General features: G+C 73.3%; 21 protein-coding genes and 1 riboswitch. Of the genes, 12 read left to right on the top strand and 9 right to left on the bottom strand.

What is annotated here, in order from left to right:
* Position 1 precedes the first annotated feature (1 nt).
* From cobO to SMA5143A_RS06700, 5 genes are read right to left on the bottom strand one after another with little or no spacing between them, the layout of a single operon-like run.
* On the bottom strand, positions 2-601 hold the full coding sequence (gene cobO, locus SMA5143A_RS06720) for a cob(I)yrinic acid a,c-diamide adenosyltransferase (RefSeq protein ID WP_055716379.1): 600 nt from the start codon (positions 599-601) through the stop codon (positions 2-4).
* Positions 601-2,616 carry a putative cobaltochelatase gene (locus SMA5143A_RS06715; RefSeq protein ID WP_107461999.1) on the bottom strand — a complete coding sequence of 672 codons (2,016 nt, stop codon included), beginning with the start codon at positions 2,614-2,616 and terminating at the stop codon, positions 601-603. Before SMA5143A_RS06715 ends, cobO begins: the two co-directional genes overlap by 1 nt.
* The gene (gene cobN, locus SMA5143A_RS06710) at positions 2,613-6,275 is read right to left on the bottom strand and encodes a cobaltochelatase subunit CobN (protein WP_107461998.1); all 3,663 of its coding nucleotides are present in this window, start codon (positions 6,273-6,275) and stop codon (positions 2,613-2,615) included. The genes SMA5143A_RS06715 and cobN overlap by 4 nt, the downstream gene beginning before the upstream one ends.
* Positions 6,272-7,807 (bottom strand): cobyric acid synthase, encoded by a 1,536-nt coding sequence (locus SMA5143A_RS06705; protein WP_107461997.1) that lies wholly within the window; start codon positions 7,805-7,807, stop codon positions 6,272-6,274. Before SMA5143A_RS06705 ends, cobN begins: the two co-directional genes overlap by 4 nt.
* Entirely contained in the window at positions 7,804-8,799 is a 996-nt protein-coding gene (locus tag SMA5143A_RS06700; RefSeq protein ID WP_107461996.1) for a cobalamin biosynthesis protein, read from the bottom strand. Before SMA5143A_RS06700 ends, SMA5143A_RS06705 begins: the two co-directional genes overlap by 4 nt.
* Positions 8,800-8,899: 100 nt before the next feature.
* A riboswitch (cobalamin riboswitch) is annotated at positions 8,900-9,042 on the bottom strand.
* Positions 9,043-9,291: 249 nt separating this feature from the next.
* On the opposite strand from SMA5143A_RS06700, the gene SMA5143A_RS06695 reads away from it, so the two are divergent.
* Positions 9,292-9,549, top strand: coding sequence for a hypothetical protein (locus SMA5143A_RS06695; RefSeq protein WP_107461995.1), 258 nt, complete (start codon positions 9,292-9,294; stop codon positions 9,547-9,549).
* Between the two features lie 83 nt (positions 9,550-9,632).
* Here SMA5143A_RS06695 and SMA5143A_RS06690 read toward each other — a convergent pair whose 3' ends face one another.
* Both SMA5143A_RS06690 and SMA5143A_RS06685 read right to left on the bottom strand, forming a co-directional pair.
* Positions 9,633-9,854, bottom strand: coding sequence for a hypothetical protein (locus tag SMA5143A_RS06690; protein WP_055716385.1), 222 nt, complete (start codon positions 9,852-9,854; stop codon positions 9,633-9,635).
* Between the two features lie 25 nt (positions 9,855-9,879).
* Positions 9,880-11,139: an inorganic phosphate transporter gene (locus SMA5143A_RS06685; protein WP_099968686.1), complete on the bottom strand. Its 1,260-nt coding sequence runs from the start codon at positions 11,137-11,139 to the stop codon at positions 9,880-9,882.
* 374 nt (positions 11,140-11,513) lie between these two features.
* On the opposite strand from SMA5143A_RS06685, the gene SMA5143A_RS06680 reads away from it, so the two are divergent.
* The 3 genes from SMA5143A_RS06680 (at position 11,514) to SMA5143A_RS06670 (ending at position 15,095) form a co-directional block, all read left to right on the top strand.
* Complete coding sequence (locus tag SMA5143A_RS06680) at positions 11,514-12,245, top strand: class II aldolase/adducin family protein (protein WP_107461994.1); 732 nt, start codon at positions 11,514-11,516, stop codon at positions 12,243-12,245.
* A 124-nt stretch (positions 12,246-12,369) separates the two neighbouring features.
* Positions 12,370-13,488 carry an alpha/beta hydrolase family protein gene (locus SMA5143A_RS06675; RefSeq protein WP_107461993.1) on the top strand — a complete coding sequence of 373 codons (1,119 nt, stop codon included), beginning with the start codon at positions 12,370-12,372 and terminating at the stop codon, positions 13,486-13,488.
* Between the two features lie 197 nt (positions 13,489-13,685).
* Positions 13,686-15,095, top strand: coding sequence for a hypothetical protein (locus tag SMA5143A_RS06670; RefSeq protein ID WP_181361763.1), 1,410 nt, complete (start codon positions 13,686-13,688; stop codon positions 15,093-15,095).
* Positions 15,096-15,347: 252 nt separating this feature from the next.
* Here the strand turns inward: SMA5143A_RS06670 and SMA5143A_RS06665 are convergent, their stop codons facing one another.
* A complete protein-coding gene (locus tag SMA5143A_RS06665; protein WP_099968682.1) occupies positions 15,348-15,761 on the bottom strand; it encodes a VOC family protein in 414 nt (137 codons plus the stop codon).
* A gap of 280 nt (positions 15,762-16,041) precedes the next feature.
* Here SMA5143A_RS06665 and SMA5143A_RS06660 point away from each other — a divergent pair, with 280 nt between their 5' ends.
* From SMA5143A_RS06660 to SMA5143A_RS06650, 3 genes are all read left to right on the top strand, one after another.
* Positions 16,042-17,640, top strand: coding sequence for an ABC-F family ATP-binding cassette domain-containing protein (locus SMA5143A_RS06660; protein WP_055540855.1), 1,599 nt, complete (start codon positions 16,042-16,044; stop codon positions 17,638-17,640).
* Positions 17,641-18,000: 360 nt separating this feature from the next.
* Complete coding sequence (locus SMA5143A_RS06655; protein WP_006123601.1) at positions 18,001-18,222, top strand: helix-turn-helix domain-containing protein; 222 nt, start codon at positions 18,001-18,003, stop codon at positions 18,220-18,222.
* Between the two features lie 117 nt (positions 18,223-18,339).
* Entirely contained in the window at positions 18,340-19,131 is a 792-nt protein-coding gene (locus SMA5143A_RS06650; protein WP_107461991.1) for an enoyl-CoA hydratase/isomerase family protein, read from the top strand.
* Positions 19,132-19,183: 52 nt separating this feature from the next.
* On the opposite strand, the gene SMA5143A_RS06645 is transcribed toward SMA5143A_RS06650, so the two are convergent.
* Complete coding sequence (locus SMA5143A_RS06645; RefSeq protein WP_107461990.1) at positions 19,184-19,945, bottom strand: nucleopolyhedrovirus P10 family protein; 762 nt, start codon at positions 19,943-19,945, stop codon at positions 19,184-19,186.
* An 86-nt stretch (positions 19,946-20,031) separates the two neighbouring features.
* Between SMA5143A_RS06645 and SMA5143A_RS06640 the strand changes: the two genes are divergently transcribed.
* Genes SMA5143A_RS06640 through amaP form a run of 5 tightly spaced genes read left to right on the top strand, consistent with a single transcriptional unit; the run spans position 20,032 to position 22,413 of the window.
* Positions 20,032-20,526, top strand: a complete 495-nt coding sequence (locus SMA5143A_RS06640; protein WP_107461989.1) for an Asp23/Gls24 family envelope stress response protein — start codon at positions 20,032-20,034, stop codon at positions 20,524-20,526.
* Between the two features lie 31 nt (positions 20,527-20,557).
* Positions 20,558-20,764 (top strand): hypothetical protein, encoded by a 207-nt coding sequence (locus tag SMA5143A_RS06635; protein ID WP_107461988.1) that lies wholly within the window; start codon positions 20,558-20,560, stop codon positions 20,762-20,764.
* Positions 20,761-21,135, top strand: coding sequence for an Asp23/Gls24 family envelope stress response protein (locus tag SMA5143A_RS06630; RefSeq protein WP_107461987.1), 375 nt, complete (start codon positions 20,761-20,763; stop codon positions 21,133-21,135). Before SMA5143A_RS06635 ends, SMA5143A_RS06630 begins: the two co-directional genes overlap by 4 nt.
* Complete coding sequence (locus tag SMA5143A_RS06625) at positions 21,132-21,830, top strand: DUF6286 domain-containing protein (RefSeq protein ID WP_107461986.1); 699 nt, start codon at positions 21,132-21,134, stop codon at positions 21,828-21,830. Before SMA5143A_RS06630 ends, SMA5143A_RS06625 begins: the two co-directional genes overlap by 4 nt.
* Positions 21,831-21,834: 4 nt before the next feature.
* Positions 21,835-22,413 carry an alkaline shock response membrane anchor protein AmaP gene (amaP, locus tag SMA5143A_RS06620; RefSeq protein ID WP_107461985.1) on the top strand — a complete coding sequence of 193 codons (579 nt, stop codon included), beginning with the start codon at positions 21,835-21,837 and terminating at the stop codon, positions 22,411-22,413.
* Positions 22,414-22,416 lie beyond the last annotated feature (3 nt).

Here is a 22,416-nt window from a genome sequence, read left to right as displayed (position 1 = left end):
ATCACCACTCGATGCCCCGCTGGCCCTTCTGGCCCGCGTCCATGGGGTGCTTCACCTTCGACATGTCGGTCACGAGGTCCGCGAAGTCGATCAGCTTCTCCGGCGCGTTCCGCCCGGTGATGACCACGTGCTGGGTCCCCGGCCGGTCGCGCAGCACGTCGATGACCTCGTCGGTGTCGACCCACCCCCAGTGCATGGGGTACGCGAACTCGTCGAGCACGTACAGCTTGTACGTCTCGGCCGCCAGGTCCCGCTTGACCTGCTCCCAGCCCTCGCGGGCCTTCTCCTCGTTGTCCATCTGCGCGTCGCGCTGGACCCAGGACCAGCCCTCGCCCATCTTGTGCCAGTCGACGGAGCCGCCCTCACCGCTGGCGCCCAGCACCCGTAGCGCGTTCTCCTCGCCGACCTTCCACTTCGCCGACTTGACGAACTGGAACACCCCGATCGGCCAGCCCTGGTTCCAGGCCCGCAGCGCCAGCCCGAACGCGGCGGTGGACTTGCCCTTCCCGATGCCCGTGTGCACGACGACGAGCGGCCGGTTGCGCCGCTGCCGTGTCGTCAGCCCGTCGTCCGGCACCACACTCGGCTGTCCCTGCGGCATTACGCGGCCCTCCTCGAAGTCCCCTGCACATCCCTGACCAGCCCGGCGATGGAGTCCGCCCGCAGCTCGTCCAGCGTCACGGCCGTACCGCCCAGCTCACCCGCGAGCTGCCCGGCGAGCCCCAGCCGCACCGGCCCCGACTCACAGTCCACCACCACGGAGGCGACACCCTCGGCCGCGAACAGCCGGGCCGCCCGCCCCGCCAGCGCCACCGGCTCGGGCCCGCCCGTGGCGCGCCCGTCGGTCACCAGCACGACCAGCGCCCGCCGCGCCGGGTCCCGCAGCCGCTCCACGCGCAGCACCTCGTGGGCCCGCAGCAATCCTGCTGCCAGCGGCGTCCGCCCGCCCGTGGGCAGCGACTCCAGCCGGGCCGCGGCGGCGTCCACGGACGACGTCGGAGGCAGCGCCACCTCCGCCGCCGATCCCCGGAACGTCACCAGACCCACCTTGTCCCGCCGCTGGTACGCGTCCAGCAGCAGCGACAGCACGGCGCCCTTCACGGCGCTCATCCGCTGCCGTGCCGCCATCGACCCGGAGGCGTCGACGACGAACAGCACGAGGTTCCCCTCGCGCCCCTCACGGGTCGCCTGCCGCAGATCGTCCCGCCGTACGACGAGCCCCGGACCGGAGCGCCCGCGCGCCCGCTGGTGCGGCGCTGCGGCCTGGACCGTGGCGGCCAGGTGCAGCTTGGTCAGCGTGCCGCGCGGCCGGCGCGCCCCGGTGGTGCGCCCGTGCTCGGTCCGGGCCCGTGAACGCCGCCCGGCGGCGCCCTCACCCAGGCCCGGCACGCTCAGCACCTTCGTCCGGAACGGCTCGGCGGCCCGTACGGCGGACTGCTCGCCCGCACCCGCGCCGGAGGGCTGCGGCTCCCCGCCCTCCCCGGCCTCGGGCCGCGCGCCGGTGTCCCCGCCCTCGGGCCCCTCCGGGTCCGACGACGGCGGCTGCCCGCCACCGCCGGGCCCGTCCGGGCCGGGATCGGGGTCCGGGTCCTCGTCCTCGGACGACCCGCCGAACTCCTCCAGCGTCTCGTCGAGCTTGTCCTCGTCCAGGCCCGGCGCGTCGAACGGGTTGCGGCGCCGCCGGTGCGGCAGCGCCAGCAGCGCCGCCTGCCGTACGTCCTCCGCGAGCACGTCGGTCCGTCCGGCCCACGCGGCCAGCGCGGTCGCCGTCCGGGCCATGACGATGTCGGCCCGCATGCCGTCCACCTCGAAGGCCGCGCAGGTCGCCGCGATCTGCCTGAGCGCCCCGTCGCCCAGCCGCACCGACGGCAGCAACTCCCGCGCGGCGACGATCCGTCGCCGTACCGCCGCCTCCTCGTCCGCCCAGCGGGCGGCGAACCCGGCCGGGTCGTCGTCGTAGGCGAGCCGGCGCCGGACGACCTCCACCCGCTGGTCGGGCTCCCGCGAGGCGGCCACCTCGACGGTCAGCCCGAACCGGTCGAGGAGCTGCGGCCGCAGCTCGCCCTCCTCCGGGTTCATGGTCCCGACGAGCAGGAATCGCGCCGCGTGCCGTACGGAGACACCCTCGCGCTCCACGTACGAGGCACCCATCGCCGCCGCGTCCAGCAGCAGGTCGACGAGGTGGTCGTGGAGGAGGTTGACCTCGTCGACGTAGAGGATCCCCCGGTGGGCGTCGGCGAGGAGGCCCGGCTCGAACGCCTTCACGCCCTCCGCGAGCGCCCGCTCGATGTCGAGGGCGCCCACCAGCCGGTCCTCGGAGGCACCGACGGGCAGCTCGACCATCCGGGAGGGACGGCTGGTGCCCGGCCCCGGCTCGTGCGGCCCGTCCGGGCACGCCGGGTCCGGCTTCGCGGGGTCACAGGAGAAACGGCACCCGGCGACGACGTCCACCTCCGGCAGCAGCGCCGACAACGCCCGCACGGCGGTGCTCTTCGCGGTGCCCTTCTCGCCGCGCACCAGCACCCCGCCGACCGCCGGGGACACGGCGTTCAGCAGCAGCGCGAGCCGCAGGTCGTCCTGTCCGACGACGGCCGTGAACGGAAACGGAACACTCACTTGTCGTCGCCCTCCAGGTCGCCTTCCAGCTCCAGGTAGGTAGCCCGCAGCCGTTCCAGCGTGTCGGCGTCCGGCTCGGCCCACAGACCTCGGTCGGCGGCCTCCAGCAGCCGCTCGGTGATCCCGCGCAGCGCCCACGGGTTGGACTTCTTCATGAAGTCCCGGTTCTCCGCGTCGAAGACGTACTCCGCGCTGAGCTTCTCGTACATCCAGTCGTCGACGACGCCCGCCGTCGCGTCGTACCCGAAGAGGTAGTCGACGGTCGCCGCCATCTCGAAGGCGCCCTTGTAGCCGTGCCGCCGCATGGCCGCCATCCAGCGCGGGTTGACCACGCGGGCGCGGAACACCCGGTGCGTCTCCTCGCCGAGCGTGCGCGTCTTCACCTGGTCCGGCGTCGCCGAGTCGCCCACGTACGCCTCGGGGGAGGCGCCCGTCAGATGGCGCACCATGGCGACCATGCCGCCGTGGTACTGGAAGTAGTCGTCGGCGTCGACGAGGTCGTGCTCGCGGGTGTCGACGTTCTTCGCCGCCACCGCGATCCGCTTGAACGCCGTCTCCATGTCGCCGCGCGCCGCCCGCCCGTCGAGGCCGCGCCCGTACGCGTAGCCGCCCCAGACGGCGTACACCTCGGCGAGGTCGGCGTCGGAGCGCCAGTTGCGGGCGTCGATCAGCGGCAGCAGCCCGGCGCCGTACGCGCCCGGCTTGGAGCCGAAGACCCGGGCCGTGGCCCGCCGCCGGTCACCGTGCTCGGCGGTGTCCTCGTCGGCGTGCGCCTTCACGAAGTTCTGGTCGGCGGGCTCGTCCAGGTCGGCCACGGCCCGCACCGCGTCGTCGATCAGTCCGACGACGTGCGGGAACGCGTCCCGGAAGAACCCGGAGATGCGCACCGTGACGTCGATGCGCGGCCGGCCCAGCTCCGCGAGCGGCACGATGTCGAACCCGGTCACCCGGCGCGACGCGTCGTCCCACACCGGACGGCAGCCCAGCAGCGCCAGGATCTCGGCGATGTCGTCGCCCTGGGTGCGCATCGCGGACGTGCCCCACACCGTCAGGCCGACGGACTTCGGGTACTCCCCGGTGTCGGCCAGGTACCGCTGCACCAGTGAGTCGGCGAGCGACTGCCCGACCTCCCAGCTGAGCCGGGACGGGATGGCCTTGGGGTCGACGGAGTAGAAGTTGCGGCCGGTCGGCAGGACGTTGACCAGGCCGCGCGTCGGCGAACCGGACGGGCCCGCCGGGACGTAACCGCCGTCGAGGGCCTTGAGGATGTGCCCGATCTCGTCGGTGGTGCGGGCGAGCCGCGGCACGACCTCCCGGCACGCGAACTCCAGCACCGCGACCGCGTCCGGCAGTTCGGTGCCGAGCACACCGCGCACCAGAGCGGGGACGACCGCGACGTCCCAGTCGCGAGCCTCCATGCCCTCCGCGACCCGCCGGCACAGCTGCTCCAGGAGGTCGACGGCGTCGGCGGCGGTACGGGCGGGGCCCTCCACCAGGTCGCTCAGCTCGACCGGGACCTTCACCGGAGCGCCCGGCTCTGCCAGCAACTCCTTCTCGACCAGGCCGAAGTGAGCGGCCAGCGACGCCCGCAGCCCCGGCAGCGCGTTGGCCTGCCCGCCCCACACCTGGGAGGCGCGCAGCACCGCCAGCACCAGGTTGACGCGCGGCTCACCGACCGGGCCGCCGCCGAGGATGTGCAGACCGTCGCGGATCTGCACGTCCTTGATCTCGCAGAGGTAGCCGTCGATGTGCATGACGAACTCGTCGAAGTCGTCGTCGCCCGGCTGCTCGTCCACACGCAGGTCGTGGTGGAGCTCGGCCGCCTTCACCAGCGTCCAGATCTGCGCCCGCACCGCCGGCGCCTTCGCCGGGTCCAGGTCGGACACCAGCGCGTACTCGTCGAGCAGCTGCTCCAGCTTCGCCAGGTCGCCGTAGGTGTCGGCGCGCGCCATGGGCGGTACGAGGTGGTCGACGACGGTGGCGTGCCCGCGCCGCTTGGCCTGGGTGCCCTCACCGGGGTCGTTGACGATGAACGGGTAGACGAGCGGGAGATCGCCGAGCACGGCGTCCGGGGCACAGCCCCCGCTCAGCCCGAGGCCCTTGCCGGGCAGCCACTCCATCGTGCCGTGCTTGCCCATGTGCACGATCGCGTCGGCGCCGAAACTGTTCTCCAGCCACCGGTAGGCGGCCATGTAGTGGTGCGACGGCGGCATGTCGGGGTCGTGGTAGATCGCGATCGGGTTCTCCCCGAAGCCGCGCGGCGGCTGGATCATCACGACGACGTTCCCGAACTGATGGGAGGCGAGGACGATGTCGTCCCCGTCCACGTACAGCGAGCCCGGCGGCTCGCCCCACGCATCGAGCATGCCGTCCCGCAGCTCCGGGTCCAGCTTGTCGAACCAGGCCCGGTAGTCGGCGAGCGGCACCCGCGCGGGCGCGGACGCCAGCTGCTCCTCCGTCAGCCACTCCACGTCGTGGCCGCCGGCCTCGATGAGCCGGTGGATCAGCTCGTCGCCGTTGTCGGGGTACGCGGTGACCCCGTACCCGGCCGCCTTGAGGGCGTCGAGGACCCGCACCGCCGAGGCGGGCGTGTCGAGGCCCACCGCGTTGCCGACGCGCGAGTGCTTGGTCGGGTAGGCGGTGAAGACCAGCGCGAGCTTCTTCTCCGCGTTCGGCTTGTGCCTCAACGCCGCGTGCCGCACGGCGATCCCGGCGACGCGCGCGGCCCGCTCGGGGTCGGCGACGTACACCGGCACGTCGTCCGGACCCTGCTCCTTGAACGAGAACGGCACCGTGATGAGCCGTCCGTCGAACTCGGGGATCGCGACCTGCATCGCCGCGTCCATGGGGGAGAGGGCGGCGTCCGAGGCGTCCCACGCGGCGTGCGACGAGGTCAGGCACAGGCCCTGGAGGACGGGGATGTTCAGCTCGGCGAGCGCGCCGATGTCCCAGGCCTCCTCGTCGCCGCCGGCCGACGCCTCGGAGGCGTGCGTACCGCCGGCGGCGAGGACGGTGGCGACCAGCGCGTCCGCCCCCGCGAGCAGCTCGTACAGCCCGGCGTCGGCGCCGCGCAGCGACCCGCAGTACACGGGAAGCGCGTTGGCGCCCTTCGCCTCGATCGCGTCGCACAGGGTGTCGACGAACGCGGTGTTGCCGCTCAGCTCGTGCGCCCGGTAGAAGAGCACCCCGACCGTGGGCCGTCCCTCGACGAGCGGGCGCTCCCCGTGCGGGCCGTACTCGGGCATCTTCCGCGGCTCGACGAACCCCTCGCCGGTCAGCAGCACGGTGTCGGACAGGAACCGGGCCAGCTCGGTGAGGTTGTCGGGCCCGCCTTCCACGAGGTACTTGAGGGCCTCCGCGACCACACCGGCCGGCACCGACGACTCGGCCATCAGCTCGGCGTCCGGTACGGCCTCACCGCCGAGCAGCACGGTCGGGATCCCGGCGGCCCTCAGCGCGGCGAGCCCGTCCTCCCAGGCCCGCTTGCCGCCCAGCAGCCGTACGACGGCGATGTCCGCGCCGTCGAGGAGAGCGGGCAGCTCGTCCCCCACGTCGACGCGGGTCGGGTTGCCGATCCGGTACGAGACGCCGGTGGCGGCCCGGGCCGCCAGCAGATCCGTGTCGGCGGTCGACAACAACAACACAGTGCCAGTGCTCATGCGGGCGCTCCCGGTGGAATGAAAGGCAGTCCTTGCGGCGCGCCCGACTCGATGAGCCGCCACAGCGCGTCCGTGTCCGCGTGTTCCTCGATCAGATCGCCGAGCCGGTCCAGCTGCTCCTCGCGCAGCGCGGCGAACGACGTGTCGGCGGCCGGCACGAAACGACGGCCCGCGGCGGCCGCCACCTCGCGCAGGAAGGCCCGCCGGAAACCGTCCGACTCCAGCGACCCGTGCCAGTGCGTGCCCCAGGTCTGACCGACCCGGCAGCCGTCCAGGCTGTGTCCATGGTCATCAGAGATGAACGCTTCGCCCCCGTCGACCTCGGCGACCCCGTGATGGATCTCGTACCCCGTGACGTGCTCCCCGAGGGCCTCGCCCTCCGGGCGCGTGAGGGTCTTCTCCCGCGCGAACCGCACCCGTACGGGCAGGATCCCGAGCCCCTCGACGTGTCCCCGCCGGCTCTCGACGTCGTCCTCGATGTGCTCGCCGAGGACCTGGAAGCCGCCGCAGATGCCGAGCACGGGCCGGTGCTCGGCGGCCCTGCTCCGCAGGGCGTCGGCCAGGCCCCGCTCGTGCAGCCAGTCCAGCGCCCGTACCGTGCCCCGGGTGCCGGGGACGACGACGAGGTCCGCGTCGGCCAGTTCCTCGGGCCGGTCCACGAACCGCACCACGACACCGGGTTCGGCGGCGAGCGCGTCCACGTCGGTGAAGTTCGACATGAGGGGGATCGCGCAGACGGCGACCCGCAGCACGTCCTCCCCGACGGGCGGCGACACGTTCGACTCGCGGACCGTCCCGCGCAGGGACACGCGCAGGCCGTCCTCCTCGTCGATGCCGAGACCGTGCCGGAAGGGCAGCACCCCGTACGTCCGACGCCCCGTCAGCCCGTGCAGCATGTCGAGCCCCGGCTCCAGCAGGGAGACGTCCCCGCGGAACTTGTTGACGAGGAACCCGGCGATGTGCGCCTGGTCCTCGGGCGACAGCAGCGCCACCGTCCCGAAGAACGAGGCGAACACACCACCACGGTCGATGTCGCCGACGACGAGCACGGGGAGCCCGGCGTTGCGGGCGATCCCCATGTTGACGATGTCGGTCCGCCGGAGATTGATCTCGGCGGGACTCCCAGCCCCTTCACAGATCACCGCGTCATACGTGCCCCGCAACTCGGCAAGACAGTCGAGCACGGTGCCCAGCAGCCGCTGCTGCCGTCCCCCGTGGTAGCCCCGCGCGCTCAACTCCCCGACCGGCTTGCCGAGCAGCACGACCTGGCTGCTCTGCTCCCCGCCGGGCTTGAGCAGCACCGGGTTCATCAGCGCCGTCGGCTCCACCCGGCAGGCCTGCGCCTGCATGGCCTGGGCCCGCCCGATCTCGGCGCCCTCCCTCGTCACGAACGAGTTGAGGGACATGTTCTGCGCCTTGAACGGCGCGACCCTGACGCCCTGTCGGACCAGCCACCGGCAGATCCCGGCGGTGACGACGCTCTTGCCGGCGTCGGAGGTGGTGCCGGCGACCAGCAGTCCGCCGCCCGTCATGACGCCCCCCTCGACCGCTGGGAGCGGCCTCCCGTGAACTCCCGTGCCCTGCCCCGTGTGACGCGGCTTCGCAGCAGCGACGCGCCCGCGCTGACGCCGAGCGCCAGCCAGTTCACGCGCCGTGACAGCCGCACGGCCCGCTCGATGTCCCCCACGGTGACGGCCCGCCCCTCCGTGTTCAGCACGGGCCGGTGCTCGACCCGCCCCCCGTACGACAAGGTGCCTCCCAGCCGGACGCCGAGCGCCCCGGCGAACGACGCCTCCACGGGCCCCGCGTTGGGGCTCGGATGCTTCCGCGCGTCCGCCCGCCAGGCCCGTACGGCTCCTCGGGCGTCCCCGCCGGCCGCGGCGGCCAGCAGGGCGGTTAGCCGGGCCCCCGGCCACCCCGCCACGTCGTCGAGGCGGGCGGACGCCCACCCGTACCGCCGGTGGCGCGGCGACTTGTGCCCGACCATGGCGTCCAGCGTGTTGACGGCGCGGAACCCGAGCAGCCCGGGCACACCGCCCAACGCCCCCCACACCAGCGCCCCGACCACGGCGTCCGAGGTGTTCTCGGCGACGGACTCGACCACGGCCCGCGCGATCCCGTCCGCGTCCAGCGCCTGCGGGTCCCGTCCGCACAGATGCGGCAACCGGTCCCGCGCGCCCTCGACGTCGCTGGCCTCCAACGCCCGCCCCACGGCGCGCGCCTCCCGCGCGAGGGAGGTGCCCCCGACGACGGCCCAGGTGGCCGCGCCGGTCAACGCGACGGACGCCGCACGGGACGGCCGTGCCGCAGCCGCGGCCACCGCCCCCAGCGCCACGGCGCCTCCGGCGCACACCACGGTGTGCAGCGCGCCCCACCCTCGGTGGTCCCGCCACAACACCCGCTCCACGGCGGCCGCGGCCCGTCCGAACACGGCGACGGGATGCCCCCGGCGGGGATCGCCGAGCAGCAGGTCACCGAGGAGTCCGGCGGTGGCGCCGTACGCGAAGACGCGATCGGCACGCACGCGTTCAGCCGATCGCGGGGTCGGGCAAGGACCGGATGCTGAGTCTCACATGGCAGCCGCGCATGGCGATATGTCCTCACTCAGGGTGTCCACGCCCTGGTTCGACGAGACCGACGACGAGAGTTCCTGGCTCCCGGGGAAGGTTCTTCCCCGGTGACAGTGGCGGGACCGCGCCGGACTCGCACCGGCTTCCTCTCCTGCCGTCGTGGATGGCCCCGGCAGTCCACCACGGTCCCGGAAGACCCGTCAACTTGCTGTTGACCTGCGGCGCAGCGGTGTGCTGAGCCCCACACCGCTGAAACGGCGTCAGCCGCCCGAATCGGCGCTTTCCGTGCTCCATCCCGGCGCCCCCACCCCGTGTGTGCTCGAACAGGTGTCGGAACGCTCTGTTCTTCTTCCGTCACATGGCGTGCCGTGGTTTTCTGGCGGGCATGGGGGACCGGGGAGCGGACGGCTCGTGAAGACCCGTCCGGGGGACGGGAGGTGCACGCGATGGAGGACCGGACCGAGACGGCCGCGCAGGCGCGCACGGGGGCGTCGGGGGACCGGCGGACGCTGGTGACGGCCGCCGCCCCGCTGGTGCTGTTCAGCACGGTGGCGGGCGTGCTCGCCGTCGGCGTCGGCGCCCTCGCCTCGCTGTGGGTGCCGGGGGCGGAGGCGCGGGCCGTCGTCTGGATGGCGGTGACGACCCTCGTCGCCACGGGAGCGGGCCTCTGGTGGGGCCTGAACCCCGGTCACCGGACGCCGTGAATGAGGACGACGAACCCCCCGCGCCGGGGTGACCGGCGCAGGGGGTTGTCGTGGTGTCCTGCGGGAGGAGGGGACCCGTGAACTCAGGCCATGATCAGGTAGATCCCGTAGCCCACCGCCGCCGCGCACGCCGCGAAGCAGGCGTACGCCGCTGTCGTGGCGAGGGCGGCCGAGCCGCCGGAGGCGGTCGCCGTCTCCCGCTTGGAGAGGCCGACGATCCCCAGGGTGAACAGGCCGACGAGGGCCACGGTGACCACGAGGCTGACTCCGAAGACGGAGCCGAGTGCTGCCCAGTCGATGTGCATGGTGGTGTCTTCCTAGGGCGCCGGCTCAGACGGCCGGTGTGGGGGTGGAAGGGCCGGTCGGGGTCTCGGCGCCGGCCGTCGCGGCCGCGGGGGCCGGGATCGTCGCCGCGAGCTCCTCGGCCACGGCGGCGGTCGGCGGCGGGGTCACCGCGGCGATGGCCGTGGTCACCACGCCCGGGGGCTCCTCGGAGTCGTTCACGTTGGTGTGGTCGACCACCTCACGGCGCGAGATCACCCAGATCGCGGCGCTGGAGGCGATGAGGAAGACCGCGACGACGGCCGTGCCCCACGTGCCGTGGGACGTCACCCACTCGGCGAGCGCGGCGACGAGCGCCGCGGCCGGCAGGGTCAGGCCCCACGCCACGAACATCCGGGTGGCGGTGGACCAGCGCACCACGCCGCCCTTGCGGCCCAGGCCCGCGCCCATGACCGCACCGGAGACCGAGTGCGTGGTGGAGAGGGAGAAGCCCAGGTGCGAGGAGGCCAGGATGACCGTCGCCGCGCTGGTCTGGGCGGCGAAGCCCTGCTGCGGCTGGAGGTCGGTCAGGCCCTTGCCCATGGTGCGGATGATGCGCCAGCCGCCCAGGTAGGTGCCGAGAGCGATGGCCATACCGGCGGAGACGATGACCCAGACCGGCGGGTCGGAGTCCGGCGCGAGAGCGCCGCCGGCGACCAGGGCCAGGGTGATGATGCCCATCGTCTTCTGGGCGTCGTTCGTGCCGTGGGCCAGCGAGACCAGGCCGGCGGAGGCGATCTGACCGGCGCGGTAGCCCTTGCCGGCGGCCTTCTCACTCGTGTGCTGCCCGAGCTTGTACGTCAACCGCGTGGCGAACATCGCCGCGACGCCGGCGACCAGCGGGGCCGCGACGGCGGGGATCAGCACCTTGGTGACGAGCACGTCCCCGTGCACGGCGCCCGTGCCGACCGAGGCGATCGTGGCACCGATCAGGCCGCCCATCAGGGCGTGCGAGGAACTGGAGGGGAGTCCCACCAGCCAGGTCAGCAGGTTCCAGAGGATGGCGCCCACGAGCGCCGCGAAGATGACCTCTGGCTGGATCCCGGACTCGTCGACGAGTCCCTTGGAAATGGTGTTGGCGACCTCGATGGAAAGGAACGCGCCGACAAGGTTGAGCACGGCGGACATGGCCACCGCGACCTTGGGCTTCATGGCGCCGGTCGAGATGGTGGTGGCCATCGCGTTGGCGGTGTCGTGGAAACCGTTCGTAAAATCGAACGCGAGCGCGGTGATGACCACGATCGCGAGGATCAGCGAGAAGTTTTCCATTTACCCGAGCTTCTTTTGGATGTCAGTGGCACATGGACCGTAGGCAACCTGGGTGAACGGAAGATGAACTCGGGAGTACCGATGGGTGTAGCGATCGGGTTGTCGAGGTTCCGTTTGTGTCGACCGAGGCGTCCTCGGGCGGGCCGAGGGCGCGCCTTCCCCGATTCCCTCGAACTGAAACGGAGCCCTGGCCTCCGAGCCTGACCCGTGCCGACGCCGGGTGAACGCCCGGGGCCGGGCCCGCGGAGCCGGTGAACGGATTCCGGTCACGCGGCGGCACCGGTCTCCCTCCACTCGCCGCACGGGTTGTATGCGAAGCCCGCCCGCTGTCGCGGAGGTCCGCTCGGGGGCCGGCCTCCTGGCAGGATCGCGGCATGGCTGAGCAGAGCTGGAACGCGCGGGACCCGCGGGACGCGGGTGGGGACCCACGGCACACGGAGGGCGGGCCGCCCGAGGCGGCCTCCGACGACATCGCGCGGGCCTGGGACGAACTGGTCGCCACGGCCCGCAGGACGGTGGCCGACGGTCTGGTCGTCGGCACGTCCGGCAATGTCTCCGTACGGGTCGGCGACACCGTCCTGGTCACCCCGACGGGTGTTCCCTACGACCGCCTCACCCCCGGCGACGTGACCGGCGTCGACCTCGCGGGCCGCCAGACCCTGGGCACCCTCCGGCCGACCAGCGAACTGCCCATGCACCTGGCGATCCACACCACGACCGACGCCCGCGCCGTGGTCCACACCCACGCCGTCCACGCGACCGCCGTCTCGACCCTCGTCGACGAGCTGCCCCTGATCCACTACATGTCCGGCGCCCTCGGTGGCCCGGTCCGCGTCGCCCCCTACGCGACCTACGGCACCCCCGAGCTGGCCGACAACATGCTCCGTGCCCTGACCGGCCGCACGGCCTGTCTGCTCCAGAACCACGGCACGATCGCCTACGGACGGAGCCTCTCCGAGGCCTTCGACCGCACCGCCCAGCTCGAATGGATGTGCAGGGTCTGGCTGACGGCCTCCTCGGTGCCCGGCCTGACCCCGCACCTGCTCACCCCGGACCAACTGGCGGAGGCGGGGGAGCGGCTGCGGGGATACGGCCAGCCGACCTGAGGGGTGTCGACCATCCGGCCGGGTCACCTTCCGGCCGGCAACCTTCCGGCCGGCCACCACCCGGCCGCATGCTCCGGGACCTCGCCCACTGGCCGCGGACGGGGTCGGCCAGGACACTGGAGGCGTGCGCGCAGTGAGAGCAGCAGCCGCGGCCGTCGGGGTCGCGTTCGCGGCCGGGGCGGCCAGTGTCGCCGCCGGCCGACTGGCCAGCGATGCCGCGCTGAAGGCCACGTCGGGCAGACCCCTGCCCACCGAGCCCCGGCTGACCGTGCACTCCACCGCGGCCGGCCGCATCACCCTGACCAGGGCCTTCGCCTCCCAGCGTCCCGGCACCTACGGCCTCACCGGAGCCGGCGCCCACGCTGTCGTCGGCTCCGTGGTGAACGGTGTGCCGCACGCCCCCGACGCGATCGTGCGCCGCCTGGAACGCGTCAGCAACGGCACCCTGGAGCCGGGCGACAAGGTGTGGTTCACGCCCAACACCCACGTCGGCGACCCGCGCACCGCCCTCGGCCTCGACCACACCGACGTCGAGGTGCCCGGCGAGCTGGGCACCCTGCCCGCCTGGTTCGTGCCCGGGGCCCGGAGCACCTGGGTGATCGCCGTGCACGGCCTGGGCGGCACCCGCGAACACCCCATGAACGTCATGGGTTTCCTGCACCGTCACGGCTTCCCGGTGCTCGACCTCGCCTACCGCGGCGACATCGGCGCACCCCGCCCCCCGGACGGTCTGAGCCACCTCGGGGAGACCGAGTGGCGCGACGTCGACGCGGCCATCCACCACGCCGTCCGGTTCGGCGCGCAGAAGGTCGTCCTGCACGGCTGGTCCACCGGCGCCACCATGGCGCTGCGCGCCGCCGTCCGCTCCGGGCTGCGCGACCGCGTCGCCGGACTCGTCCTGGACTCGCCGGTCCTGGACTGGACGGCCACCCTGCGCGCCCTCGCCGCCGCCCGCCGCACCCCGGGCGCCCTGCTGCCCCTCGCCGTCCGCGCCGCCCAGGGCCGCACGGGACTGGGCGGCGCGGCGCCGGTCGAACCGGCGCGCTTCCCGGTACCGGCACTGATCTTCCACGGCCCGGACGACGTCGTCGCCCCCTGGGACGCCTCCCGCCGGCTCGCCGCCCACCACTCCGGCCGCGTCACCCTGAGCGCCGTACGCCAGGCCCCCCACGGCGCCATGTGGAACGCCGACCCGGCCCACTACGAGGAGACCCTGCGCCGCTTCCTGACACCGCTGATGTAGAGGGGGGTGGGGGAGGGGAGGGGCGACGCCCCGCCGAGGGGTCCCCCGCAGACAGGTACGCCACATTCCGCTTAGCGTCCGACCATGGCGCTCCCCACCGGTGTCACGCCCCTGGGGAGCCCGTGCGTTGGCCACCCCTGTCGCCCGCTGTGACATTCCGTTTGGGTTTTCGGACCGTCAACCGGAAGACTGCCCCCGTGACGTCCCGTAATCCGCGCGACTCCAGGCTCCGACTCGTCAGCCCGCGAACCCTGGCCGCCGCTCCCCGAGCAGCAGTGACCCAGCGCCGCCGACCGGCCCCCCGGCCCCCGGAGGGCACCCCGCCGCCCGCGGAACTGGCCCGGATGGCCCGCACCGTCCTGGCGGACGCGGCCCGTGTCGCCCGCTGGGCCGACGCGGCCCTGCGCCCCGGCCGCGAGGGCGCCGGCTCCGACGGCAAGGGCACTCTCTCCGACGCGACCGCCGAACGGGCCGCAGCCGACCTCGGGCTGACCCCGGATCAGGTACGCCACGACTGGGACACGGCACGCCTGGCCGGTCTCGTCGAAGTGCACGGCGACAGCGCCCGCCCCGGCTGGCGGCTGCGCGCCTGGCACCGCGACGACAGTGCCGTACTGCGCGGCTGGGTGGCCCTCTTCGACGCCTGGTCCCTCGCCCACCCCGAGCCCGGAGTCCGTGCGCCCGCCGCCGTCGCCGAGGTCGTGTCGGCGATGCCGCAGGTGCTGTCGTTCCTCATGCTCTCCGCCGGGCCCGTCCCCGTGGAGCAGCTCCTCGACCTCCTGGAGCAGAGAGTCACGGAACTGCGCACCGAGCGCTGCGAGATCCCCTACGGACCGCAGCCGGAGCCGGGTGCCGAGCCCGCCGCGGAGGCCGGTGTCGAGGACACCCCGCTCGCCCCGCTCCTCGACTGGGCGCTGCGGGCCATCGCCTCCGTCGGCGCCCTCACCTACGGCGACGGGCAGGCGACGCTCACCCCGCTCGGCAGCTGGGCGGTGTGGGTGAAGCTGGAGCAGATCTGCGTCGCCGCGCAGAGCCCCGCCGGGAACATCGAGGTCTCCGCCGAGGACATGCTCCGCGGCTGCGCCCAGCTCCGCCCGAACGCGGCCCGCGCCGAGTACCGCGCCTGGCTCGCCGCGCGCACGGTCGGCGCCGCCGTCACCGAACTCATCGACGCCGCCCGGGGCGAGGACGCCCTCATCCGGGGCCTCGCCTTCGAGGCGCTGCGCGTCGTGGGCGCCCCCGCCGAGCCCGATGTGCGCACCGTCGCCGACGAGACACCGCTGCGGCCGTACGCCCTGCTCTGGCTCGCCGAGCACGACGGCGCCGACCCCGAGGACGCCCACGAGGTGCTCACCCGCGCGGAGGCGACCTGGCTCTGGGTGGACACCGCGGCCGCCGTCGCCGACCACGGCGAGGCCCCGCTGCTCGTCCGGCACCTGGAGTCCGCCGTGCAGGCCACGGTCCCCGCCCTGCTGGACGAGGTCCGCGCGGTCGGCCACCCGCGCACCGTCCAGGTGCTGGTCGCGCTCGCCGCGGCCCACCCCGACCCGGCCCTCGCCAAGGCCGTCCGCCGCGCCGCCTTCCAGGTACACACCGGAGGCAGCTGAGCCGGGGCCGGGTCCGAACGACGGCGCGGGGGCGAAGCCGAAGTCGCCGAGCGGAGAACGGGGCGGAGGTCGCTCGGCAAGGCCCGAACGACGGCTGCGCCGACGCCGGGGCCGAGGTGCGCCGAGCGGAGGCCAGGCCCGCGTCGGCTCAGCCGCGGCCGTCCGGGCCGGGGCCGATGCGGACATCCGAGCCGGGTTCGGAGGCGGCCGAGCCGGCGCGGAGCGCGACACCCCACCCGGCCCGGCCGGGTGTCAGCCGCCCAGTTCGGGGGCGTACGTGCCGAAGCTCCACACGTTGCCCTCGATGTCCCGGGCCATGTAGTCCCGTGAGCCGTAGTCCTGGTCCGTCGGGGGCATGAGGATCTCCACCCCGTGCTCCACGGCCCGGCGGTGGTGGGCGTCCACGTCGTCCACCACCACGTAGACCCCGGCGGGGCCCGCGCCCTTCATCGCCGCGTCGAAGGCGCTGCCGGTGCCCCGGGAGCCGAGCATCACCACACCGTCGCCCTGTGCCAGCTCGGCGTGGTGGACCGTGCCGTCCTCGCCCTCGTACACCGACAGTTCCGTGAAGCCCAGCCCCGCCGTGAGCTGCGCGACGGCCGCCTTCGCGTCCGTGTACAGCAGTGTCGGACAGATGCTGGGACGTCCCTCGCTCTTGCCCGCCATACCGATCACGACCTCTCTGTCGCCCGGAACGCACACCGCTGCCCAGTTTCGCACCCGGCACCGACAACGCCCCGCCGGACGAGGGCTGTCGGGCGGCCGCCGGGCGGCGGCGACCGGGCGCGGGCGGTGACCGAGACCACGTGATCCCTCGGGACGCGGGCGGAAAACCGCTTGCCGGCCCCCGTTAGAATCGGCCCATGGCCATTCTCCTCGCGCATTAGACGGCGGGAACGTCCTCAGCCGCCCACCCGCCACCCCAAGTCCGCCCTGGAGTCTGTCCGTGATCTCCGCCTCCGGTATCGAGCTGCGCGCCGGTGCCCGCGTCCTCATCGAGTCCGCCACCTTCCGCGTCGCCAAGGGTGACCGCATCGGCCTGGTCGGCCGCAACGGCGCCGGCAAGACCACCCTCACCAAGGTCCTCGCCGGTGACGGCATCCCCGCCGCCGGCACCGTCACCCGCTCCGGCGAGGTCGGCTACCTCCCGCAGGACCCCCGCACCGGCGACCTCGACATCCTGGCCCGCGACCGCATCCTGTCCGCCCGCGGCCTCGACGTCCTGATCCGCAAGATGCGGGACAACGAGCAGCGCATCGCCAGCGGCAAGGGCTCCACCCGCGAGAAGGCCCTCAAGCAGTACGAACGCCAGGAGACGGAGTTCCTCACCAAGGGCGGGTACGCCGCCGAGGCCGAGGCCGCCACCATCGCCGCCGCGCTCAACCTGCCCGACCGGGTGCTGGGCCAGCCCCTGCACACCCTCTCCGGCGGTCAGCGCCGCCGTATCGAGCTGGCCCGCATCCTGTTCTCCGACGCGGACACCCTGCTGCTCGACGAGCCGACCAACCACCTCGACGCCGATTCGATCGTCTGGCTGCGGGACTACCTCAAGAGCTACCGCGGCGGTTTCATCGTCATCAGCCACGACGTCGACCTGGTCGAGACCGTCGTGAACAAGGTGTTCTACCTGGACGCCAACCGCGCCCAGATCGACGTCTACAACATGGGCTGGAAGCTCTACCAGCAGCAGCGCGAGGCCGACGAGAAGCGCCGCAAGCGCGAACGCGCCAACGCCGAGAAGAAGGCCGCCGCCCTGCACTCGCAGGCCGACAAGATGCGCGCGAAGGCGACCAAGACCGTCGCCGCGCAGAACATGGCCAAGCGGGCCGACAAGCTCCTCGCCGGCCTCGAAGCCGTACGGATGCAGGACAAGGTCGCCAAGCTCCGCTTCCCCGAGCCCGCGCCCTGTGGCAAGACCCCGCTCACCGCCGAGGGCCTGTCGAAGTCGTACGGCTCGCTGGAGATCTTCACCGACGTCGACCTCGCCATCGACAAGGGCTCCCGCGTCGTCATCCTCGGCCTCAACGGCGCCGGCAAGACCACACTGCTGCGTCTGCTCGGCGGCGTGGAGAAGCCCGACACCGGTGAGGTCATCGAGGGCCACGGCCTCAAGCTCGGGTACTACGCCCAGGAGCACGAGACCCTCGACCCGGACCGCACGGTCCTGGAGAACATGCGCTCCGCCGCCCCCGACATGGACCTCGTCGAGGTCCGCAAGGTGCTCGGCTCGTTCCTGTTCTCCGGCGACGACGTCGACAAGCCCGCCGGTGTCCTCTCCGGCGGCGAGAAGACCCGCCTCGCCCTCGCCACCCTGGTGGTGTCGTCGGCGAACGTCCTGCTGCTCGACGAGCCCACCAACAACCTCGACCCCGCCAGTCGCGAGGAGATCCTCGGGGCGCTGCGCACCTACAAGGGCGCGGTGGTCCTCGTCACCCACGACGAGGGCGCGGTGGAGGCGCTCCAGCCGGAGCGGATCATCCTCCTGCCGGACGGTGTCGAGGACCTGTGGGGTGCCGACTACGCGGACCTGGTGGCACTCGCCTGACCGGTGCGTGGCGCCGAAGGTCCGGCCGAACCGTTGATCAACGGCCTATGGATCATTCGGCCCATCGGTGATCCATCATCTGTGTGAGATCTCCTCGTACCGAGGTGTGTCGTACACGAATGTCGCGGCCGAGCCCCGCTGTGCGCAGGGCTCGGCCGTCACGCGTCTCTGACCTGCCGCTTCGTGAATCCACTCGTTCGGCCGTACGGACAAGCCCGTACGGAATGACAGGTTCCGCTCGTGGGGACGTGCTCCTGTCGTCACAAGCTTGTCCCACGGACCTTGCCGAATGGGTGGCCATCACGCGCCAGAGGGGTGATCATGAGGAGACCAGAGCGCACTTCCCATGAGGAGGACCGGGTGGCCGAGACTCTGAAGAAGGGCAGCCGGGTTACCGGCGCCGCGCGCGACAAGCTCGCGGCAGACCTGAAGAAGAAGTACGACTCCGGTGCGAGCATTCGGGCGCTGGCCGAGGAAACCGGCCGCTCGTATGGCTTCGTACACCGGATGCTCAGCGAGTCGGGCGTCACGCTTCGAGGGCGTGGCGGCGCGACGCGCGGCAAGAAGGCCGCGTCGGCCTGACGCCGGGCGGCCCATCGGCTTCGATGGTGGCCACCCGGTCGGTCGTCCGATCGACCGGGTGGTTACTGTGCAGTCACTTAGCTCTGCTCTGCTGACCGCACCCATCGGAGGCGCCCCATGGCTTCGCTCGACCCGCTGCTCGACAAGGACGGCGTACGGCTCACCGTCGACGACGCGATCGCCACGGTGACCCTGACCAACCCGGCCAAGCGCAACGCGCAGAGCCCCGCTCTGTGGCGGGCGCTCGCCGAGGCCGGGCGGTCGGTGCCGGGCTCCGTCCGGGTCGTCGTGCTGCGTGCCGAGGGCAAGTCGTTCTCCGCCGGGCTCGACCGGCAGATGTTCACGCCCGAGGGCATCGAGGGCGAACCGTCGTTCATCGACCTCGCGCGTCGTGACGACGCCGCGCTCGACGCGACCATCGCCGAATACCAGGAGGCGTTCACCTGGTGGCGGCGGAACGACATCGTGTCCGTCGCCGCCGTACAAGGACATGCCGTCGGAGCGGGTTTCCAGCTCGCGCTCGCCTGTGACCTGCGCGTCGTCGCGGACGACGTGCAGTTCGCCATGCTCGAGACCAGCCTGGGCCTCGTGCCCGACCTCACCGGCACGCATCCGCTGGTGAGCCTCGTCGGCTACGGCCGCGCCCTGGAGATCTGCCTCACCGGACGCTTCGTCCAGGCGGAGGAGGCCCAGCGCATCGGCCTGGCCAACCTCGCCGTGCCCGTCGGCCAACTGGACGACGCGGTCCACGACCTGGTCGCCGCGCTTCTCGCCGCGCCGCGCGACGCGGTCGTCGAGACCAAGGCGCTGCTGCGCGGCGCCGACGGCCGGGACTACGACGAGCAGCGCGCCGCGGAGCGCGCCGCCCAGGCCCGCCGCCTGCGGGACCTCGCCGGCGTCTCGGAGTAACGGCGCCCCACGCGCCGAAGCGACGGCCGACCGAGCCGCCGAAAAGGGCTACTCACTCGACCGCCGTGACGAGGACCGCCACCGACGGGTGGTCGGGGAGTGTCCCGCCCACCGTCGCGCGGACCTCACGTGCCACGTCCACGGCCCTTCTGCCCTCCGTCACTGCCAGTTCGACGCGGACATGACGGCGGGGCAGCGCGGGCCCCGTGTCGATGTGGACCGCGCGCCCCGGACCGCCGAGGGCACCGGTCAGACGGCTCACGCCGGGAACGCCCAGTGCCGCGGCGGTCACCCGGGACTCCTCGCCGTCCCCCTGTGGAACCGGCCGAACCGGCCGGGCGGGAGCGCGGTCCCCGGACGGCGCAGTCGTCGCGGGGGCGGCTGACAGGAGCGGGCCGCCGGGCTCGTCGGCCCCCAGCAGATCCGTCATCCGCAGATCGATCTCCGCCACCGCGAGACCCAGCCGTTCCGCCGCGGCCTCGGCGAGGCCCGCCCGCAGTCGGGCCGCCGTCGCGGGGAACGGCTCGGTCGGCGGTACCGCCGAGGCGAGGAAGTCCGCGGTGACCCGCAAGGGGCCCGGCGGGAGGGCGCTGGGAGGAGCCGGAACAGCCGGGGCCTCCACGTCGGCCGACTCGGCGAGCCCGATCCGCAGGGTTCCCAGGCGCACCCCGCGCATCGAGGCCGTCGCGCGCCGCAGCACCGCTTCGGCCGCCGCCTCCGTGATCCACGCGCCGTCGTGCGGGCCGCCCAGGGGGAGCACCCGGCCGAGGCCCAGTTGCTGTCGTACCGCGTTGGTCCAGCCGTCCGCCGTCATTCCTCCAGACTGCCCCATCCCCGACGCAAGGTGCCGCAACCCGGCTTAATGTGGGCAAAGGAGGACAACGGGAAGGAATGTGCGCCATGAGCGACATGACGGAGCGGAACCGGACGGAGGGCCTCGACACCACCAAGGACCCGACGCCCGGACAGACCGGTGGCCGCAAGGCCGTCCGGCGCGGTGGCGGCGATCCTGCGACCCGGGGGCGTACGACCATCGCCGACGGTGTGGTCGAGAAGATCGCCGGGCTCGCGGCACGCGACGTACTCGGTGTGCACACCATGGGCAGCGGGCTGTCCCGGACCTTCGGCGCCGTCCGCGACCGGGTGCCCGGCGGCTCGAAGGCCGTCACGCGAGGAGTGAACGCCGAGGTCGGCGAGGTGCAGACCGCGCTGGACCTGGAGATCGTCGTCGACTACGGCGTGTCCATCTCCGACGTCACCCGCGCTGTGCGCGAGAACGTCGTCGCCGCCGTCGAGCGGATGACGGGCCTGGAGGTCGTCGAGGTCAACATCGCCGTCAGTGACGTGAAGCTGCCGGATGACGAGGAGGAGGAGTCGGAGACCCGGCTGCAATGACAGGAGCGCCCGACCCCCCTAGGAGCACAGCATGAGTCTGGCCGTGATCGGCATGATCGCCGGGATGGCACTGGCCTTCGCCGGGTACTTCGGCGGATTCGGTGCCTTCCTGCTGGTGGCGGCGCTGGGCGCCGTCGGTTTCGTCGTCGGCCGGTTCCTGGAGGGGGACCTGGACCTCGGCGACCTCTTCCGTGCCCGTGACGACCGCCTCCGTCCTCGTGACGACCGACGCCGATGACCCTCGCCGACAGCGGCCGCGCCACGGGGACGCGGTCCGTCGCGCCCGCGGAACGCGGCGCGACCCGCATCGCCGACCGCGTCGTCGCGAAGATCGCCGGCCAGGCGGCGCGCGAGGCATTGGGAGCACCGCCGCCGGACTCCGCGCCCCCCAACGCGACGGTCGCCGTCCATCGTGAGACCGCGCGCGTCCGCGTCGCCCTCGAACTCCCTTACCCCTCCGACATCGGTGGCCAATGCGCTGCGGTGCGTCGCCGCGTCATGGAGCGGGTAGGGACGTTGGCGGGAATGCACGTATCGGACGTGGCCGTCCAGGTCGAACGGCTGCACCTGGCGCACGCACACGACGCGGCACAGGGGAGGACGCGATGAGCGAACCCCAGAGCTCCGACGGCGGCACGCAACGCCTGCCGGTCATCGAGAAGACCGACGAGACATCCCCCGGCCAGGGGCCGGACGGGCCGGACCAGTCCGCGTCGGCCGCCGCCTACGACCCGCCGCCCGCCGTCGACGACGGGCACGGGGGCGAGCGGCGCTTCTGGTCCGCGCGCCGCGTCCCCGCCGGCATCCTCGCCCTGCTGCTCCTCGCGGGCGCGGGCCTCCTGCTGTACGACGTCGCCGCCGTCCGCGCCGACCGGCCGGCCATGGCCTGGCGCCGCTCCCTGGCCAGGGAACTCGCCGAACGCCCCCTCGACGACGTCTGGGTGCTGACCGGCGCCGGGATCGCCGTCCTCCTCGGCCTCTGGCTGCTCGTACTGGCCGTCACCCCCGGTCTGCGGGACGTGCTGCCGATGCGCCGCCTCGACCCCGACGTCCGTGCGGGTCTGTACCGGGCCGCCGCCGCGCTGGTGCTGCGCGACCGCGCCATGGAGGTGTCCGGAGTGCAGTCCGTGCGGGTCCGCGTCGGCCGCAAGCGGGTCGACGTCCGCGCGGTGTCCCACTTCCGGGAACTCGACGAGGTCCGGGAAGACCTCGACGCCACGCTCGCCGACGGCATCCGGGGCCTGGGGCTCGCCCGGCCGCCCGCCCTGTCCGTGCACGTACGGCGCCCCGGCCGGAAGGGGTGACACCATGCTGCGGACCGTGAACAGGGTGCTGCTCGGGCTCGTCGGCCTGGTGCTCCTCGCGCTCGGGGGTGCCGTGCTCGCCGTCGGGCTCGGTCTGGAACCACCCTCCTGGTGGATCCACGACGGGCGGCACGACGTGCTCCTCAGCCAGGCCGAACGCACGCGGTGGCGCGACGAGGGCTGGTGGTGGCCCACCGTCATCGCCGTGCTCGCCCTGCTGGTGCTGCTCGCCCTGTGGTGGCTGACCGCCGTACTGCGCCGCCACCGGCTCACCGAGGTCCTCGTCGACACCGGCGACGGCGAGGGCGCGCTGCTGCGGGGCCGCGCCCTGGAGGGCGTCCTGACCACGGAGGCCGCCCGGCTGGACGGCGTCGAACGGGCCCGCGCCCATCTCACCGGCCGCCGGGGCGCCCCCGAGGCCCGGCTCCACGCCCGCCTCCAGCCCCACGCGCACCCCGCCGACACCCTGCACCGCCTGACCACCGAGGCCGTGGCGCACGCCAAGGACTCGGCGGGCCTGGCGGTGCTGCCGGCGGAGGTCAGACTGCGCGGGGTCAAACACCGGGCGGAACGCGTGAGCTGAGGA

It is taken from the genome of Streptomyces sp. MA5143a (assembly GCF_900290235.1).
GTDB lineage: Bacteria > Actinomycetota > Actinomycetes > Streptomycetales > Streptomycetaceae > Streptomyces.
Note: the sequence above shows the minus strand (reverse complement) of the source record. Positions and strands in the feature narration are given on the sequence as shown.